17 protein-coding genes are annotated in these 12508 nt (G+C 62.6%); 5 read left to right on the top strand and 12 right to left on the bottom strand.

From position 1 onward, the window contains the following. The 5 genes from mtaB to VR74_RS00135 form a co-directional block, all read right to left on the bottom strand. Positions 1 to 1074, bottom strand: a 1074-nt coding sequence (mtaB, locus tag VR74_RS00115; protein ID WP_045693351.1) for a tRNA (N(6)-L-threonylcarbamoyladenosine(37)-C(2))-methylthiotransferase MtaB, incomplete at its 3' end; no start/stop codon positions are given. Positions 1075 to 1141: 67 nt separating this feature from the next. After that, positions 1142 to 1951, bottom strand: a complete 810-nt coding sequence (dapF, locus tag VR74_RS00120) for a diaminopimelate epimerase (RefSeq protein WP_045693353.1) — start codon at positions 1949 to 1951, stop codon at positions 1142 to 1144. Between the two features lie 51 nt (positions 1952 to 2002). Beyond that, positions 2003 to 2419: a hypothetical protein gene (locus VR74_RS00125; protein WP_045693355.1), complete on the bottom strand. Its 417-nt coding sequence runs from the start codon at positions 2417 to 2419 to the stop codon at positions 2003 to 2005. A gap of 55 nt (positions 2420 to 2474) precedes the next feature. Beyond that, on the bottom strand, positions 2475 to 3257 hold the full coding sequence (locus VR74_RS00130) for an SDR family oxidoreductase (RefSeq protein ID WP_045693357.1): 783 nt from the start codon (positions 3255 to 3257) through the stop codon (positions 2475 to 2477). Beyond that, positions 3254 to 3583, bottom strand: coding sequence for a nuclear transport factor 2 family protein (locus VR74_RS00135; protein ID WP_045693403.1), 330 nt, complete (start codon positions 3581 to 3583; stop codon positions 3254 to 3256). The genes VR74_RS00130 and VR74_RS00135 overlap by 4 nt, the downstream gene beginning before the upstream one ends. A 76-nt stretch (positions 3584 to 3659) precedes the next feature. Between VR74_RS00135 and VR74_RS00140 the strand changes: the two genes are divergently transcribed. Next, positions 3660 to 4055 (top strand): helix-turn-helix domain-containing protein, encoded by a 396-nt coding sequence (locus VR74_RS00140; protein ID WP_045693359.1) that lies wholly within the window; start codon positions 3660 to 3662, stop codon positions 4053 to 4055. A gap of 21 nt (positions 4056 to 4076) precedes the next feature. On the opposite strand, the gene VR74_RS00145 is transcribed toward VR74_RS00140, so the two are convergent. The 4 genes from VR74_RS00145 to VR74_RS00160 all read right to left on the bottom strand — a co-directional run bounded on the left by VR74_RS00145 (position 4077) and on the right by VR74_RS00160 (position 6775). After that, positions 4077 to 5126, bottom strand: a complete 1050-nt coding sequence (locus VR74_RS00145) for a MaoC family dehydratase (RefSeq protein ID WP_045693361.1) — start codon at positions 5124 to 5126, stop codon at positions 4077 to 4079. Positions 5127 to 5171: 45 nt separating this feature from the next. After that, a complete protein-coding gene (locus tag VR74_RS00150; protein ID WP_299949195.1) occupies positions 5172 to 5435 on the bottom strand; it encodes a hypothetical protein in 264 nt (87 codons plus the stop codon). 102 nt (positions 5436 to 5537) lie between these two features. After that, positions 5538 to 5885 (bottom strand): ArsC/Spx/MgsR family protein, encoded by a 348-nt coding sequence (locus VR74_RS00155; RefSeq protein WP_045693365.1) that lies wholly within the window; start codon positions 5883 to 5885, stop codon positions 5538 to 5540. After that, on the bottom strand, positions 5882 to 6775 hold the full coding sequence (locus VR74_RS00160) for a CoA ester lyase (RefSeq protein WP_045693367.1): 894 nt from the start codon (positions 6773 to 6775) through the stop codon (positions 5882 to 5884). The genes VR74_RS00155 and VR74_RS00160 overlap by 4 nt, the downstream gene beginning before the upstream one ends. Positions 6776 to 6858: 83 nt before the next feature. Between VR74_RS00160 and VR74_RS00165 the strand changes: the two genes are divergently transcribed. After that, complete coding sequence (locus tag VR74_RS00165; protein ID WP_045693368.1) at positions 6859 to 7983, top strand: serine hydrolase domain-containing protein; 1125 nt, start codon at positions 6859 to 6861, stop codon at positions 7981 to 7983. Position 7984: 1 nt separating this feature from the next. Next, positions 7985 to 8605: a LysE family translocator gene (locus tag VR74_RS00170; protein ID WP_045693369.1), complete on the top strand. Its 621-nt coding sequence runs from the start codon at positions 7985 to 7987 to the stop codon at positions 8603 to 8605. A 105-nt stretch (positions 8606 to 8710) separates the two neighbouring features. Here VR74_RS00170 and rarD read toward each other — a convergent pair whose 3' ends face one another. Then, complete coding sequence (gene rarD, locus VR74_RS00175) at positions 8711 to 9625, bottom strand: EamA family transporter RarD (RefSeq protein WP_045693370.1); 915 nt, start codon at positions 9623 to 9625, stop codon at positions 8711 to 8713. Positions 9626 to 9813: 188 nt separating this feature from the next. Here rarD and VR74_RS00180 point away from each other — a divergent pair, with 188 nt between their 5' ends. Next, positions 9814 to 10371 carry a hypothetical protein gene (locus tag VR74_RS00180; protein ID WP_045693371.1) on the top strand — a complete coding sequence of 186 codons (558 nt, stop codon included), beginning with the start codon at positions 9814 to 9816 and terminating at the stop codon, positions 10369 to 10371. 9 nt (positions 10372 to 10380) lie between these two features. On the opposite strand, the gene VR74_RS00185 is transcribed toward VR74_RS00180, so the two are convergent. Beyond that, positions 10381 to 11424 carry an aspartate-semialdehyde dehydrogenase gene (locus VR74_RS00185; RefSeq protein ID WP_045693372.1) on the bottom strand — a complete coding sequence of 348 codons (1044 nt, stop codon included), beginning with the start codon at positions 11422 to 11424 and terminating at the stop codon, positions 10381 to 10383. A gap of 128 nt (positions 11425 to 11552) precedes the next feature. Between VR74_RS00185 and VR74_RS00190 the strand changes: the two genes are divergently transcribed. Further along, on the top strand, positions 11553 to 11924 hold the full coding sequence (locus VR74_RS00190) for a nuclear transport factor 2 family protein (protein ID WP_045693405.1): 372 nt from the start codon (positions 11553 to 11555) through the stop codon (positions 11922 to 11924). A gap of 13 nt (positions 11925 to 11937) precedes the next feature. Here the strand turns inward: VR74_RS00190 and VR74_RS00195 are convergent, their stop codons facing one another. Next, complete coding sequence (locus VR74_RS00195) at positions 11938 to 12489, bottom strand: hypothetical protein (protein WP_045693373.1); 552 nt, start codon at positions 12487 to 12489, stop codon at positions 11938 to 11940. Positions 12490 to 12508 lie beyond the last annotated feature (19 nt).

Raw genomic sequence — 12508 nt, forward strand, 5'->3', positions numbered from 1 at the left:
GGCGCGAAGGCGCGCAGCGCGGGCCTTGATGACCGCCTTGTCGAGCTGGGGCATGCGCGCGGCGGGGGTGCCGGGGCGCGGGCTGTAGGGGAAGGCATGCAGGAAGGCGATGCCGCATTCTTCCACCAGCCGCAGTGAATTGTCGAAATGCGCTTCGGTCTCGGTCGGGAAACCGGCGATCAGGTCCGCGCCAAAGGCGATGCCGGGCCGCGCATCGCGCAGGCGCTGCGTCAGCGCAATCGCATCAGCGCGGGAATGCCGGCGCTTCATGCGCTTCAGGATCAGGTCGTCCCCATGCTGCAATGACAGGTGCATATAGGGGGCAAGACGGGGGTCGGAGAGGGCCTCCACAAGGGCATCGTCGATCTCGATGGCATCAATCGACGAGATGCGCAGCTGGGCAAGTTCCGGCACCAGTTTCAGGATGCGCTGGACCAGGTTGCCAAGCTGGGGCGTTCCCGGCAGGTCCGCGCCCCAGCTGGTGAGGTCCACGCCCGTCAGCACCACTTCATGATGCCCGGTCTCAGCAAGGCGGCGCACCTGCGCCACGACTTCGCCGGCCGGGACAGAGCGGGAATTGCCGCGCCCGTAGGGGATGATGCAGAACGTGCAGCGGTGGTCACAGCCATTCTGGACCTGGACATAGGCGCGGGCCCGGCCGTCCAGGCCGTCGATCAGATGCGCCGCCGTTTCGCGCACGCCCATGATGTCATTGACCCGCACCTTCTCGTGGCCGGTCAGCAAACTGTCCGGCTTCCAGGTCCCGGCCTGCATCTTCTCATGGTTGCCGATGACGCGGGTGACTTCGGGCATCGCCGCGAACATGGCCGGATCGACCTGGGCGGCGCAGCCGGTTACCAGGATGGGCGCGCCGGGATGGTCTTTCGCCGCGCGGCGGATCGCCTGCCGGGCAGAGCGCACGGCTTCCGATGTCACGGCGCATGTATTGATAATGACCGCGTCGCCAAGACCTGCTTCGGCGGCATGATTGCGCATCACCTCCGATTCATAGGTGTTCAGGCGGCATCCGAGCGTGATCAGCGTCGGGCTGGAAGGCGTGGTCGTGTCAGTCATGGCGGGTTTCAAGAGGCCACATCGCGCCCTCTGGGCCGAGAATCAAGCCGCAAGCGCCAGTCGGGCTTCAGATGACCGTCTCGAATTCCGTCTCGACAGGGCCTGTCATGTAGACATGGTCATCGCTCTCGCGCCAGTCGATCAGCAATTCGCCGCCATCCAGGATCAGCTTGGCCGTGCGTTCGGTCAGTCCGGCCCGGGCCGCGCAGACGAGGGCGGCGCAGGCGCCGGTGCCGCACGCCTTGGTCAGCCCGGCGCCGCGTTCCCATACGCGCAGCCGGATATGCTCCCGGTCAATGATCTGCGCAAAGCCAACATTCGTGCCTTCCGGAAACAGCGGGTGCCACTCGACCAGCGGGCCAAGCGCCGGGATGTCGAAATCATCGACATTCTTGACGAAGAACACGGCGTGTGGATTGCCCATGGACACGACCGCGGGGCGGGACAGGTAGGGCTTGTCCATCGGGCCGATTTTCACGTCGACGCCGCGCACGTCCATCTTCTCAGCCAGCGGAATGTCCTCCCAGCCCATCAGCGGCGAGCCCATGTCGACGGTCACCAGCCCTCCGAGCGCCTTGTAGCCTTTCAGCATGTCGGCTTCGGTCTGGATCGTGACCATTGGCTTGCCGGTTTCCTCGAGCATGAGATGCGCCACGGCCCGCGCGCCGTTTCCGCAGGCGGCCACTTCGCTGCCATCGGCATTCCAGATCCGCATGAACACGTCTTTCGTCGCATCCCGTTCGAGCGCGATGACCTGATCGGCCTGCAGATCGGCGGCAATCTGGCGCACCTGCTCCACCGTCGGCGCGAAGGGCGTCGAGCGGGCATCAAACACGGCAAACGCGTTGCCTGCGCCATTCATCTTCCAGACTTTCATTTGGCGTGTGTATTCCGTTTTCTGACAGCGTCAAAGCGCGAGTTTTGAAGGCTATTTCGGTAACCGGGTGGCGACCACCCATCCGCCGACCTGCACGCAGAGGGCGAACACCAATGCGCCCTGCACGAGCGGGTGGGAAACGAACAGGGCGAGCACGGCAATGGCGGCGCAGCCATAATCGACCAGATCACTGGACATGAGCCATCCCTGCGGCTGGCGGGCGCGGCGAACGTCGAACAGGGTCACGGTCCGCCAGACGCGGCCCATGTCAGGCGGGCCGAATTCCGCGAGCAGGTGTTTCGGGTCGAGAATGCCCGTCATTTCGGCGAGATCTTCGGCGCGCGCCTCTCCAAGCGATATCGTGCGCTTGCGGGCCGACGTCCCGATCAGGCTGACCAGCGCAGACAGGACCACCGCCAGCGCCATGGCCACAATCGTAAATCCGTCAAAGGGGCCGTATCCGCTCATGCCCGACTATATAGGCATGTCCATGCCGGACGGAAGCGGGCAAACGGCATTCGCGTCAGGCCGTAGGAACCGTGCCGCCATCAATGACATATTCGGTGCCGGTAATCGCGCTGGCCCGCGACGAGGCCAGGAATATCACGAGATCGGCGATTTCCTCGGGATTTGCCGGACGGCCAAGCGGGATACCGCCCAGGGAATCCATCAGCGACTGTTCAGCTGCCGCATAGCCGCTACCGTTTTCATCCGCCATCCGGTTGACGAGGGCGACAGCCGCCTCTGTCTTGATCCAGCCCGGCGAGACGCGCACGACGCGGATACCCTTGGGGCCTACCTCTTTGGAGAGGCTCTTGCTGTAGGTCGACAGGGCTGCCTTGGCGCTGGCATAGGCGGTGGTTGACTCCGGCAAAGGCAAGGTCCGCTGGATCGAAGTAATATGGATCACCACCCCAGAGCCCTGCGCGATCATGGCGGGCAAAATGGCGCGATCAAGGCGAACGGCCGAGAGAAGATTGAGGTTCAGCTCCGCCTGCCATTGCGCGTCACCGAGAGCAGCAAACCCGCCAGCAGGCGCGTTCGAGCCGCCGGTGACATGAACGACGATATCAACGCCGCCAAGCATTTCGGGGACGGCCCGGGCAACGGTCTCGCACCCTTCGGCGGTCGACATGTCAGCGGCCACAAAGCGGACACCGTCCGGCAGACCCGCTGGCGCCTGGCGCGCAGTTGTCAGTACCTGTACGCCGAGCGCGCTGAAAGCCGCCACCACGGCACGCCCCACGCCCTTCGTGCCACCTGTCACCAGTGCACGGCGGCCGGCGAGTCCCAGCTCGAAGCTCATGGCCGGATCTCCAGCGACGCGATGCGGCCTTCCGAGATCCGGAAGACGTGGTTCAGAACGACTGGACTGCCGGGGAAATTCCCCTCAACCCTTGCAGCGACGATTGTCCGGCCATCTTCTTCCTTCACGTCCTGGGGCAGGACCCGGTAATCGAACTTGGACTTGGTGTCCGCTCTCCATGCCTTGATGGCTTCCAGGCCCTTATGGGTACGCGCCTCGTCGATCACCGTGGCATCAGCGGCAAAGCATTCCGACAAGGCCTCGGTCTGGTCTGATTTTTCGCTGTCGAAATAGCGTTCAATGGGAAACGGCAGGTTCAGGGACATGATCAGGACTTTCATCTGGAGGGCACAAGGACGTTTTGTCCTTGCGATGAAGCCCATGTTGGCTTAGCCATTTGGAATGGCAAGTACAGACAAAAAAGTAGGGTACTTACCTGAAGGTAAGCGTCCTGATTATACCCCCGTCACAGCTGCGCTTGGCGTGGAGGAAGCACTGCAATTTCTGGAGGGACGCTGGAAGATGACCATTCTCTTCCATCTGTTCGGCGACAGGCTGATGCGGTTTTCGGACCTCGAACGCGCCATCCCGGCCATCTCGCAAAAGATGCTGATCCAGCAGCTACGGAAGCTGGAATCCGACGGCATTGTCCGCCGAATCGTACATCATCAGGTTCCGCCTAAAGTGGAGTATGGCCTGACGAAATGGGGCGAAAAGCTCTGTCCTGCACTCGATGCCCTGCTGCTCTGGGCAGAGGACCAGTCCGCACCTTCCGAGACAAATGAATCAGATGTGTGAGCGATCTTCGTCCGCCGCGATTCAGCGCTTGGGAATCGCGGCCCAGTAATCGAAATCGAGCAGGACGCCATCGGAATACTTGCCGTCATCGCTTTTGTACGCGAACGCGCCCGGATCCTGGTCCTTCACCGCCACAAGGCGCAGGCGCAGCGCGCCGCAGGTTTCCGATAGCACCGCCTTGTCCAGCACTTCGCTCCATGCATAGATCGTGTCACCCGCAAACAGCGGGCTGACATGGCTGCCGGCATTGATGGCGAGCATCTGCCCGGCATTGGCAAGGCCGTTGAAGGCGAGCGAGCGGGCGATCGAAATCACCACGCCGCCATAGATGAGGCGCCTGCCGAAGCGGCTGTCCTTCTGGCCGTGCGCATCGAAGTGCACCTTGGCCGTGTTCTGGTAGAGCCGGGTGGCGATCTGGTGTTCGGCCTCTTCAACCGTCATCCCGTCGACATGGTTGATCTTCTCGCCCACGGCATAGTCATCATAGGTGTGGCGGCTGCCCGAGAGGGCCATGTCCCAGGTCTTCATGGCAGGAAAGCCTGACAGTTCGGCCGCAGGCACGGCGGCCGGCAGGTCTGGCACCACCGCTTCCGGGGCCGGATTGTCCATCTCGTACTTGTTGACCATGACCCAGCGCACGAAGGACATGACCGTTTCGCCGCGCTGGTTGGTGCCCGTTGTCCGGACCCAGACAACGCCCGTCTTGCCGTTTGAATTCTCCTTGATGCCGATGACTGTCGAGACAGTGTTCAGCGTGTCGCCCGGCATGACCGGCAGGAAGAAACGGCCATCCGCATATCCGAGATTGGCAACCGCGTTCAGCGAGATGTCGGGGACGGACTTGCCGAAGACGACATGGAACGCGTGAAGCGGATCAATCGCCAGGCCCGGCATGCCGGCCGCCTTCGCAAATTCAGCCGAGGAATACTGGGCAAACCGGTTGCCGGTCATCGCACGGTAGAGGGCAATATCCCCTTCGGTCAGCGTTTGCGGCGTCGCATGGACGATTTCCATGCCGACATGGAAGTCCTCGAAATAGTTTCCGGGATTGGATTTCTGCGCGCTTGCCATCTGCCACCTCGTCTTGTTGAGGCTTCAGCAGACAGGCCAGGCGTGTCAGCCGCGTCCGATGAAGCCGGTCAGGGTTTCGGCGAACACCTGCGCTTGGGTAGCATCCGAAATCAAGCCGGGAGAGACAAAAGGCGCGAGAACGAGCGAAATCGCCGCAGCCAGGAGACCGGCTGCCATGACCTGCTGCTCGCGGCGCTCGACGAAATGGTCGAACATGCGCGGACCCATCAGCATGTAGGGAAGGCCAAAGGTCCAGAAGCCCGCAAAGGCGACGAGGAAAGAGGCGAGGGTGAACAGAAATACGGTCATGCGCGTATCATGGCGCGGCAAGGCTGATTTTCCGTCGCCGGAATCGGTCAAATTTTATCGAATTCGGCGAATCAGGCGGGATTCAGCAGCAATTTCGGATTGTCAGGCAATATCCAGCAGGCGTTCGACCGGGCGCCCGAGCGCGGCTTTCGGGCCCTTGATACCAATCGGGCGCTGGATGAGTTTCGGATTCTCGGCCATCGCCGCAAACACGGCGTCATCATCGGCCGATACCGACAGGCCAGCCTCGGCCGCATTCTTCTCCCGAAGAAAGGCGCGTGGACTGACATTGCCGAGCTTTTTCGCGATATCCTTGAGTTCCGCGAGGCTCAGCTGTTCCGACGCATTCATGTATTTGCGCACGACAGGGGTGATGCCATTGGCCTCAAGCAGTTCCAGGCCCTTGCGGGATGTGCTGCAGCCGGAATGGTGGAGCAGGATATAGGTCACGATCCGGCCACCTCGAAGGCCTTGATGGCCTCATCCATCGCGACCGTGCGGTGCGCCTCTTCCAGGTGGAGGAGTTCGGTCATCTTCCCGTTCACTTTCAGCACGCCCTTGCCGGCATTTTCAGGGTCAGCGAAGGCCTCGATCACGGCCTTGGCCTGTTCGACCTCGTGAGGGCTGGGCGCGAAGATGCGATTGGCCGAATCGAGCTGCGATGGATGGATCAGCGTCTTGCCGTCAAACCCGAGCGTGCGGCCCTGTTCGCATTCATCCATCAGGCCGTGCTCATCCTTGATATCGTTGAACACGCCATCAATCGCCACCAGGCCATAGGCGCGCGCCGCAGCGATGCTGAGCCCCAATGCGGTCTGGAAGGCGAGCCTGTCGGGCGTCGGGCGGGCCCGGTATTCCTTGGCGAGGTCATTCGTTCCCATGACGAATGTGGTGAGGCGGGTGCGGTGGGCCGCTTCGGCGATTTCCTGGATATTGAGGATGGCGAGCGGCATTTCGATCATCACCCAGAGTCCCATGTCGGGCGACGCACCGGCCGCATTCAGCGCCGTGTCGATCCGGTCAATATCGGCGCCGGAGACAACTTTTGGCACCAGAATGGCGTCTGCGCCGGCTTTTGCCGCCATTTTCAGGTCATCCGCGCCCCATTCGGTATCGAGCCCATTGATACGCACGACGATCTCGCGGGGGTCGTACCCGCCGCCCTCGACCGCCGCCTGAATGGCCGCGCGGGCCTCGGCCTTGGCGTCCGGCGCAACGGCATCCTCGAGGTCGAAGATCAGTGTGTCGGCGCCGAGCGTCTTCGCCTTTTCAAGCGCCCGTACATTCGCGCCCGGCATGTAGAGGCAGGAGCGGCGGGGGCGATGGGCATTGGCTGACATGGGGCGGTCCTTGACGGTTGACTTGTGATTGGGGAAGGGGTGGCCTCATTGTTCAAAATAATCAAGATGACCAAGGGACCGCCATGCCAGACTCACCGGTGACCGGACACATTTCTGCAGGGTTCGAGCCCGTCCGCGACGCGTTCGCCGCCAATTTCGACAATGATGGCGAACTGGGCGCCGGTTTCGCCGTCATACTGGACGGAGAGGTCGTCGTCGACCTGCTTGGCGGCTGGGCCGACCGGCAGAAGACGCGGAAATGGGATGCCCGCACGCTGGTGCCGGTCTATTCGACGACGAAGGGCATTTCCGCGCTCGTCCTTGCCGCCCTCGTTGCAGACCTGGAAGCAGGTTACGAAACAAGGGTTGCAGAGATCTGGCCCGAATTTGCCGCCAATGGCAAAGACGCCGTGACCATCGGCGAACTGGTCAGCCATCAGGCCGGCCTGCCGGGCTTCATTGACGAAATTGATCCAGACCTCTGGCTCGATCCGCCCGCCTGCGCCACCGCCATTGCTGCGCTCGCCCCCCTCTGGCCGCCCGGAAGCGCCCATGGCTACCATCCGCTGACCTGGGGCTATCTCGTCGGAGAGCTTGCGCGCCGTATCAGCGGCAAGACGCTGGGCACATGGCTGCGCGACACGGTCTGCGCGCCGAAGGGCATCGACTTTCATATCGGGCTGCCGGCCAGCGAGCACGCACGCTGCGCCGATATTCGCCGGCCATCCGCCCTGCCTGAGCTGGGGGACATGACCGAGCCGAAACGCGCGGCCTTTGGCACCAAATGGTCATCCCCCAACCGGGGCGGGGCGATCTGGCGCGAGATCGAAATTCCCTCGGCAAACGGCCATGGCACGGCTGCCAGCATCGCCGCGCTGTATGACGCCTATGCGCATGGCGGCGCCGTGGCAGGCACGCCCCTGATGCCTGCGCGGGCATTTGAAGCGCTGACCCGCGCCCGCGTTGACGGGCCCGACCTCGTGCTGAACATGTCGACCAGTTTCGGGGCGGGTATCATGCGCAATTCCCATGGCCTGTTCGGGCCCGGTGCCGAAACCGTCGGTCATTGCGGATGGGGCGGCTCGATGGCGATTGCAGACAGGGCCCGGCGCCTGACCTGCGCCTATGTCATGAACAAGCAGTCGAATGTCCTCGTCGGCGACCCCCGCGCCGTCCGTCTGGTCAATGCCGTTTACGGGTGCCTCTGACATGCTCGGTCATGTCGACTGGCTGGCATTCCTTATCGCCATGGCTGTGGTTGAGCTGACTCCCGGTCCGAACATGGGCTGGCTGGCCGCCCTGTCGGCCAAGTCCGGACGACACGCCGGCATGATGGCGGTTGCCGGGATCACGCTGGGCCTGCTGGTTCAGCTGGTCGCCGCAGCCACCGGCCTGTCTACGCTGCTCGCCGGTTCCCCGGTCGTGTACGAATCCCTGCGCTGGGCGGGCGTCGCCTTCATGCTTTACCTCGCTTGGGAAGCCTTCGCCGATACCGGCTCGGAATCGGCCGTGAACGGCGACGGACCGGCCGGTTTCCGCCGGGGCCTGGTGGCCAATCTCCTGAACCCGAAGGCGCTGGTCTTCTACCTGCTGATCGTCGGCCAGTTCGCAGATCCGGCGCTGGGCGCGATCTGGATCCAGATCCTCCTTCTGGGCCTCATCCATGTCATCCTGGCCATTCTGGTACATGTCGGCATTGTTCTGCTGGGGGCCCGCCTCGGCGCGGTCCTGGAACAGTGGCGCACATCGCTTCCCGTCAGGCTTGGATTCGCCCTTGCGCTGGTGGGAATCGCCGTCTGGATCGGCATTTCGACAGGCCGGACGCATTAACGCCCACTGGCACATCGATTGCAGCATGAGGCGCGGACCCGTTGGTCCCCATCTAATGCAATTCCTGCCCTGTCGCGCCCCCCTGGCCGGCAGGGCTTTTTTGTTTCAGGCGGGCCGCGCCGTGCGCGCCAGGCGCCGCGCCTTGGCTTCACCGAGCAGGCTGTCGGTCGTATAGATGGCCAGCGCAGCCCAGATAAACCCGAACGCAATCGCATGCGTCCAGCCGAAGGCTTCCCGGAAGATCAGGGTCGCGATCAGGAATTGCAGCGTCGGGCCGATATACTGCATCATGCCGATGGTCGAGAGCTTGAGCCGCTTGGCCGCCAGGCCGAACAGGATCAGGGGTGTGGCCGTGATAGGCCCGGCCGCCATGAGCAGGATTACATCCCATCCGCCCGTGCCCATCACGCGGCCTTCCGGCTGCTGCAGGAACCAGCTGAACCAGGCCAGCGCCAGCGGCGTCAGCACAACCACCTCGACGAGGAACCCGGCGCGGCTGTCGATGGCGACTTTCTTGCGGATCACCGAATAGAAGGCGAACGTGAAGCACAGTCCCAGCGCCACCCAGGGAATGTGGCCGAAGGCGACCGCCATCACACCCACCCCAATCGCGGCCACCACAACAGCGCCCCACTGCGCCGGCCGCAGGCGTTCGGAAAAAATCAGCATGCCGAGCAGCACGTTGACCAGCGGGTTGATATAATAGCCGAGCGAGGCCTCCATCGTCCGGCCCTGGTTCACGGCCCAGATATAGATCAGCCAGTTGGCACCGATCAGCAGGCCCGACAGGGCGAGCCATTTCAGGTTCCGCCACTGGAAGGCTGAGCGGATATCGCGCCAGTTCGCCGCCAGCGCGATCAGCAGGATCGCCGTCGGCACGGACCAGATGATCCGGTGCGCGAGAAACTCGACCGCGCCGATATGATCCATCGCGCGGATATAGAGCGGCAGCGACCCCCAGATGAAATAGGCGCCCAGGGCAGCAGGAAAACCGAGGCGCAGGGAGGAGGATGTGCTCATGGCGTGCGATGTAGGGGCAGCCGCACGCGCGCGCCACCCAAAACTTGCGGTCTCCTCCCGAAAGGACGCCTCCCGTTCGCATGCCTGCCCAATTCTCATTACGAGGCCGCTTCCCGGCCCAGTCCGTCCGGGATACGCTACAGGTTTAACAGGCCGGAAAACCGGCAGGGACCCGACAGGACCGCCCGATGCAGGAACGCGCGCAGCCGCACCAGAATGCCTTCGAGATTCATATCCGGCTGAAAACCATCGAAGCCCTGTTCAATTCCCTTGATCCGTCACCGCTGGTCGAGCGCGATCTTGACGATACGGTGGAAGACTATGTCGTCGATTGCGTGCGCGATGCGCCGCGCGACGCGCCGCTCGATCTCGTGCTGCACCTGCCCGGCGAAACTGTCAGCCGCATCAATGGCCGCGAGGTGGGCCTGTCAGTTGCCCACTATTTCTCTTTCCTCAGGGACCGGCAGTCACGCCGCATACGCCGCCTGCTGCGCGAGGGCCGCCAGGCCGCCCTTGTCGGATTGCTCTTCCTCGCCGGATGCACGCTCGGCGCCCAGGCGGTGAAAAGCATCTATGGCGGGGCGATGGGCGCCCTTCTCGGCGAAGGGCTGCTGATCATCGGCTGGGTCGCCAACTGGCGGCCTGTATCCATCTTCCTCTACGACTGGCGCCCCATGCACCAGCAGATGCGCATCTATGACCGGCTTGCCCGGCTCAATGTCGATCTGCGGCAGGACAGGCAGTGAAGCCGGGCCTCAGCCCGTCGTGACAGCCTGCTTTTCCGGTTTCAGAACGCCGCGGTTCAGAAGCTCTTCGGCAATCTGGACCGCATTGAGCGCAGCGCCCTTGCGGAGATTGTCCGATACACACCAGAAGGCCAGGCCGTTCTCGACGGTCGGATCCTTGCGGACGCGGCTGATGAAGGTCGCCCAGTCACCGACGCATTCCTTCGGCGTGATGTAGAGCTCTTCCTTCGGGTCATCGACGAGCATGATGCCGGGGCTTTCGCGCAGGAGTTTCTTGGCGTCGGCGGCGCTCATCGGGCCTGCCAGTTCAATGTGAACGGCTTCCGAGTGTCCGACAAAAACCGGAACGCGCACGCAGGTCGCCACCAGCTCGATGGACGGATCGAGGATCTTCTTCGTCTCCTCGCGCATTTTCCACTCTTCCTTGGTGAACCCGTCTTCCATGAAAACATCGATCTGCGGGATCACGTTGAAGGCGATTTCCTTCTGGAAGACCTGCGGTGCCGGCTCGTCATTGACGAAGATGCCCTTGGTCTGGTTCCAGAGTTCATCCATGCCATCCTTGCCCGCGCCTGACACGGACTGATAGGTCGCAACCACGACGCGCGTGATACCGACCGCGTCATGGATCGGCTTCAGGGCGACAACCAGCTGGGCCGTCGAGCAGTTCGGGTTGGCGATGATGTTCTTGGCGGCATAGCCCATCACGGCATCGGCATTCACTTCCGGCACAACCAGCGGCACGTCCTTGTCCATCCGCCAGGCCGACGAATTGTCGATCACGATGGCGCCGGCTGCCGCGATTTTCGGCGCCCACTGCTTCGAGATCGTGCCACCGGCCGACATCAGGACCAGGTCAACCCGGGTAAAATCGAAATTCTCCAGGTCATGGCACTTCAGCGTCCTGTCGCCATAGCTGACTTCCTTGCCAATCGACCGCCGCGAGGCGACCGCAAAGACTTCATCAGCGGGGAACAGGCGCTCGTCCAGAATGTTGAGGAGCTCGCGCCCGACATTCCCCGTTGCGCCGACAACTGCAATCCGCATGGCCATGATATTTAAAGCTCCATCCTGTAATCCGCAGGCTTATGGCGCATCTTTATGCCATGTGCAAAGCCTGTTGCCATCGTGTTATGTGTCAGGCAGGACCAATCCTGTCCTGAGCCTTGGGAGGCCTGTTCGTGCTTGATGAAGTGATTGCCCGCTACATCGCCAGTTACAACGCCCGCGACATTGATGGAATGATCGGGTGCGTGACGGATGACGTCGTGTTCGAGAATATCTCGAACACCGGCCAGTCCATGCGCCTGGACGGCAAGGACATGATGCGCCAGGTGGCAGACCTGTCGGGGAATGCCTTCTCCTATCGCCGCCAGCGGCTGGTCAATGTGGTGACCGGTGCCGGCAAGGCCGCTGCCGAGATCGAATTCGAAGGCAAGGCCGCCGTCGACCTGCCCAATGGCGTGCGCGCCGGCGAAACCGTGAAGATCCGCGGCGCCAGCTTCTTCGAATTCCGCGGTAACCTGCTCTGCCGGATCGCGGATTACAGCTGAACCGGCTTCAGGGTCACTCCGGAACACATCTCACTTCGTGAGTTGCCACATAAGACAAGGCGATCCGTTCCATATCCGCAACATAGGCGGGCGGCAATTCGCGCCTGATCTCTGCCCAGGAGATGGCCCCGCCCGGTGTGCAGATCACGCGCAGAAAATCGGGCGCCGCGCCCTGCTCGAAGTTCGCAGCGGGCACCAGACCTAGTCTCGCCCTATCCCATATCTGGAACGTCGCCCATGCATGCTCTCGCATGACATAGAGGAAGCGCAGCCGGTCGGCAGGATCAAGCGGCGGCGTCGCATCCATTCCTTCTTGAAACATCATGGCCGTTTCACGGTCGGCATAAATGGACGAACGAAAGTTGGTCCATTGCTCCATAGTAGCGTTGGCTTCGTTGCGCAGCATCACGGTATTTCCACTGCGCAATTGAAAGCCCACGAACACAAGCGAAATGACAACGGCGATCGCGCTCACGATTTCAGCGATGAGCGCCATGTATTCGATACGCGTTCGGCGCTGGAGCAGCACGGCCTCTTTCGCATCAGATGCGTCTTGCCCTGTCATGTTTCCGCCCCCGACCCGC

It is taken from the genome of Hyphomonas sp. BRH_c22 (genome assembly GCF_000961795.1).
In the GTDB taxonomy this organism is placed as follows: domain Bacteria; phylum Pseudomonadota; class Alphaproteobacteria; order Caulobacterales; family Hyphomonadaceae; genus Hyphomonas.

Bases quoted from the DNA above. Each gene is read 5' to 3' on its own strand.
- dapF (WP_045693353.1), bottom strand. From the start codon at position 1,951: ATGAAAGTCTGGAAGATGAATGGCGCAGGCAACGCGTTTGCCGTGTTT.
- VR74_RS00125 (WP_045693355.1), bottom strand. From the start codon at position 2,419: ATGAGCGGATACGGCCCCTTTGACGGATTTACGATTGTGGCCATGGCG.
- VR74_RS00130 (WP_045693357.1), bottom strand. From the start codon at position 3,257: ATGAGCTTCGAGCTGGGACTCGCCGGCCGCCGTGCACTGGTGACAGGT.
- VR74_RS00135 (WP_045693403.1), bottom strand. From the start codon at position 3,583: ATGTCCCTGAACCTGCCGTTTCCCATTGAACGCTATTTCGACAGCGAA.
- VR74_RS00140 (WP_045693359.1), top strand. From the start codon at position 3,660: ATGGCAAGTACAGACAAAAAAGTAGGGTACTTACCTGAAGGTAAGCGT.
- VR74_RS00145 (WP_045693361.1), bottom strand. From the start codon at position 5,126: ATGGCAAGCGCGCAGAAATCCAATCCCGGAAACTATTTCGAGGACTTC.
- VR74_RS00150 (WP_299949195.1), bottom strand. From the start codon at position 5,435: ATGACCGTATTTCTGTTCACCCTCGCCTCTTTCCTCGTCGCCTTTGCG.
- VR74_RS00160 (WP_045693367.1), bottom strand. From the start codon at position 6,775: ATGTCAGCCAATGCCCATCGCCCCCGCCGCTCCTGCCTCTACATGCCG.
- VR74_RS00165 (WP_045693368.1), top strand. From the start codon at position 6,859: ATGCCAGACTCACCGGTGACCGGACACATTTCTGCAGGGTTCGAGCCC.
- VR74_RS00170 (WP_045693369.1), top strand. From the start codon at position 7,985: ATGCTCGGTCATGTCGACTGGCTGGCATTCCTTATCGCCATGGCTGTG.
- rarD (WP_045693370.1), bottom strand. From the start codon at position 9,625: ATGAGCACATCCTCCTCCCTGCGCCTCGGTTTTCCTGCTGCCCTGGGC.
- VR74_RS00180 (WP_045693371.1), top strand. From the start codon at position 9,814: ATGCAGGAACGCGCGCAGCCGCACCAGAATGCCTTCGAGATTCATATC.
- VR74_RS00185 (WP_045693372.1), bottom strand. From the start codon at position 11,424: ATGGCCATGCGGATTGCAGTTGTCGGCGCAACGGGGAATGTCGGGCGC.
- VR74_RS00195 (WP_045693373.1), bottom strand. From the start codon at position 12,489: ATGACAGGGCAAGACGCATCTGATGCGAAAGAGGCCGTGCTGCTCCAG.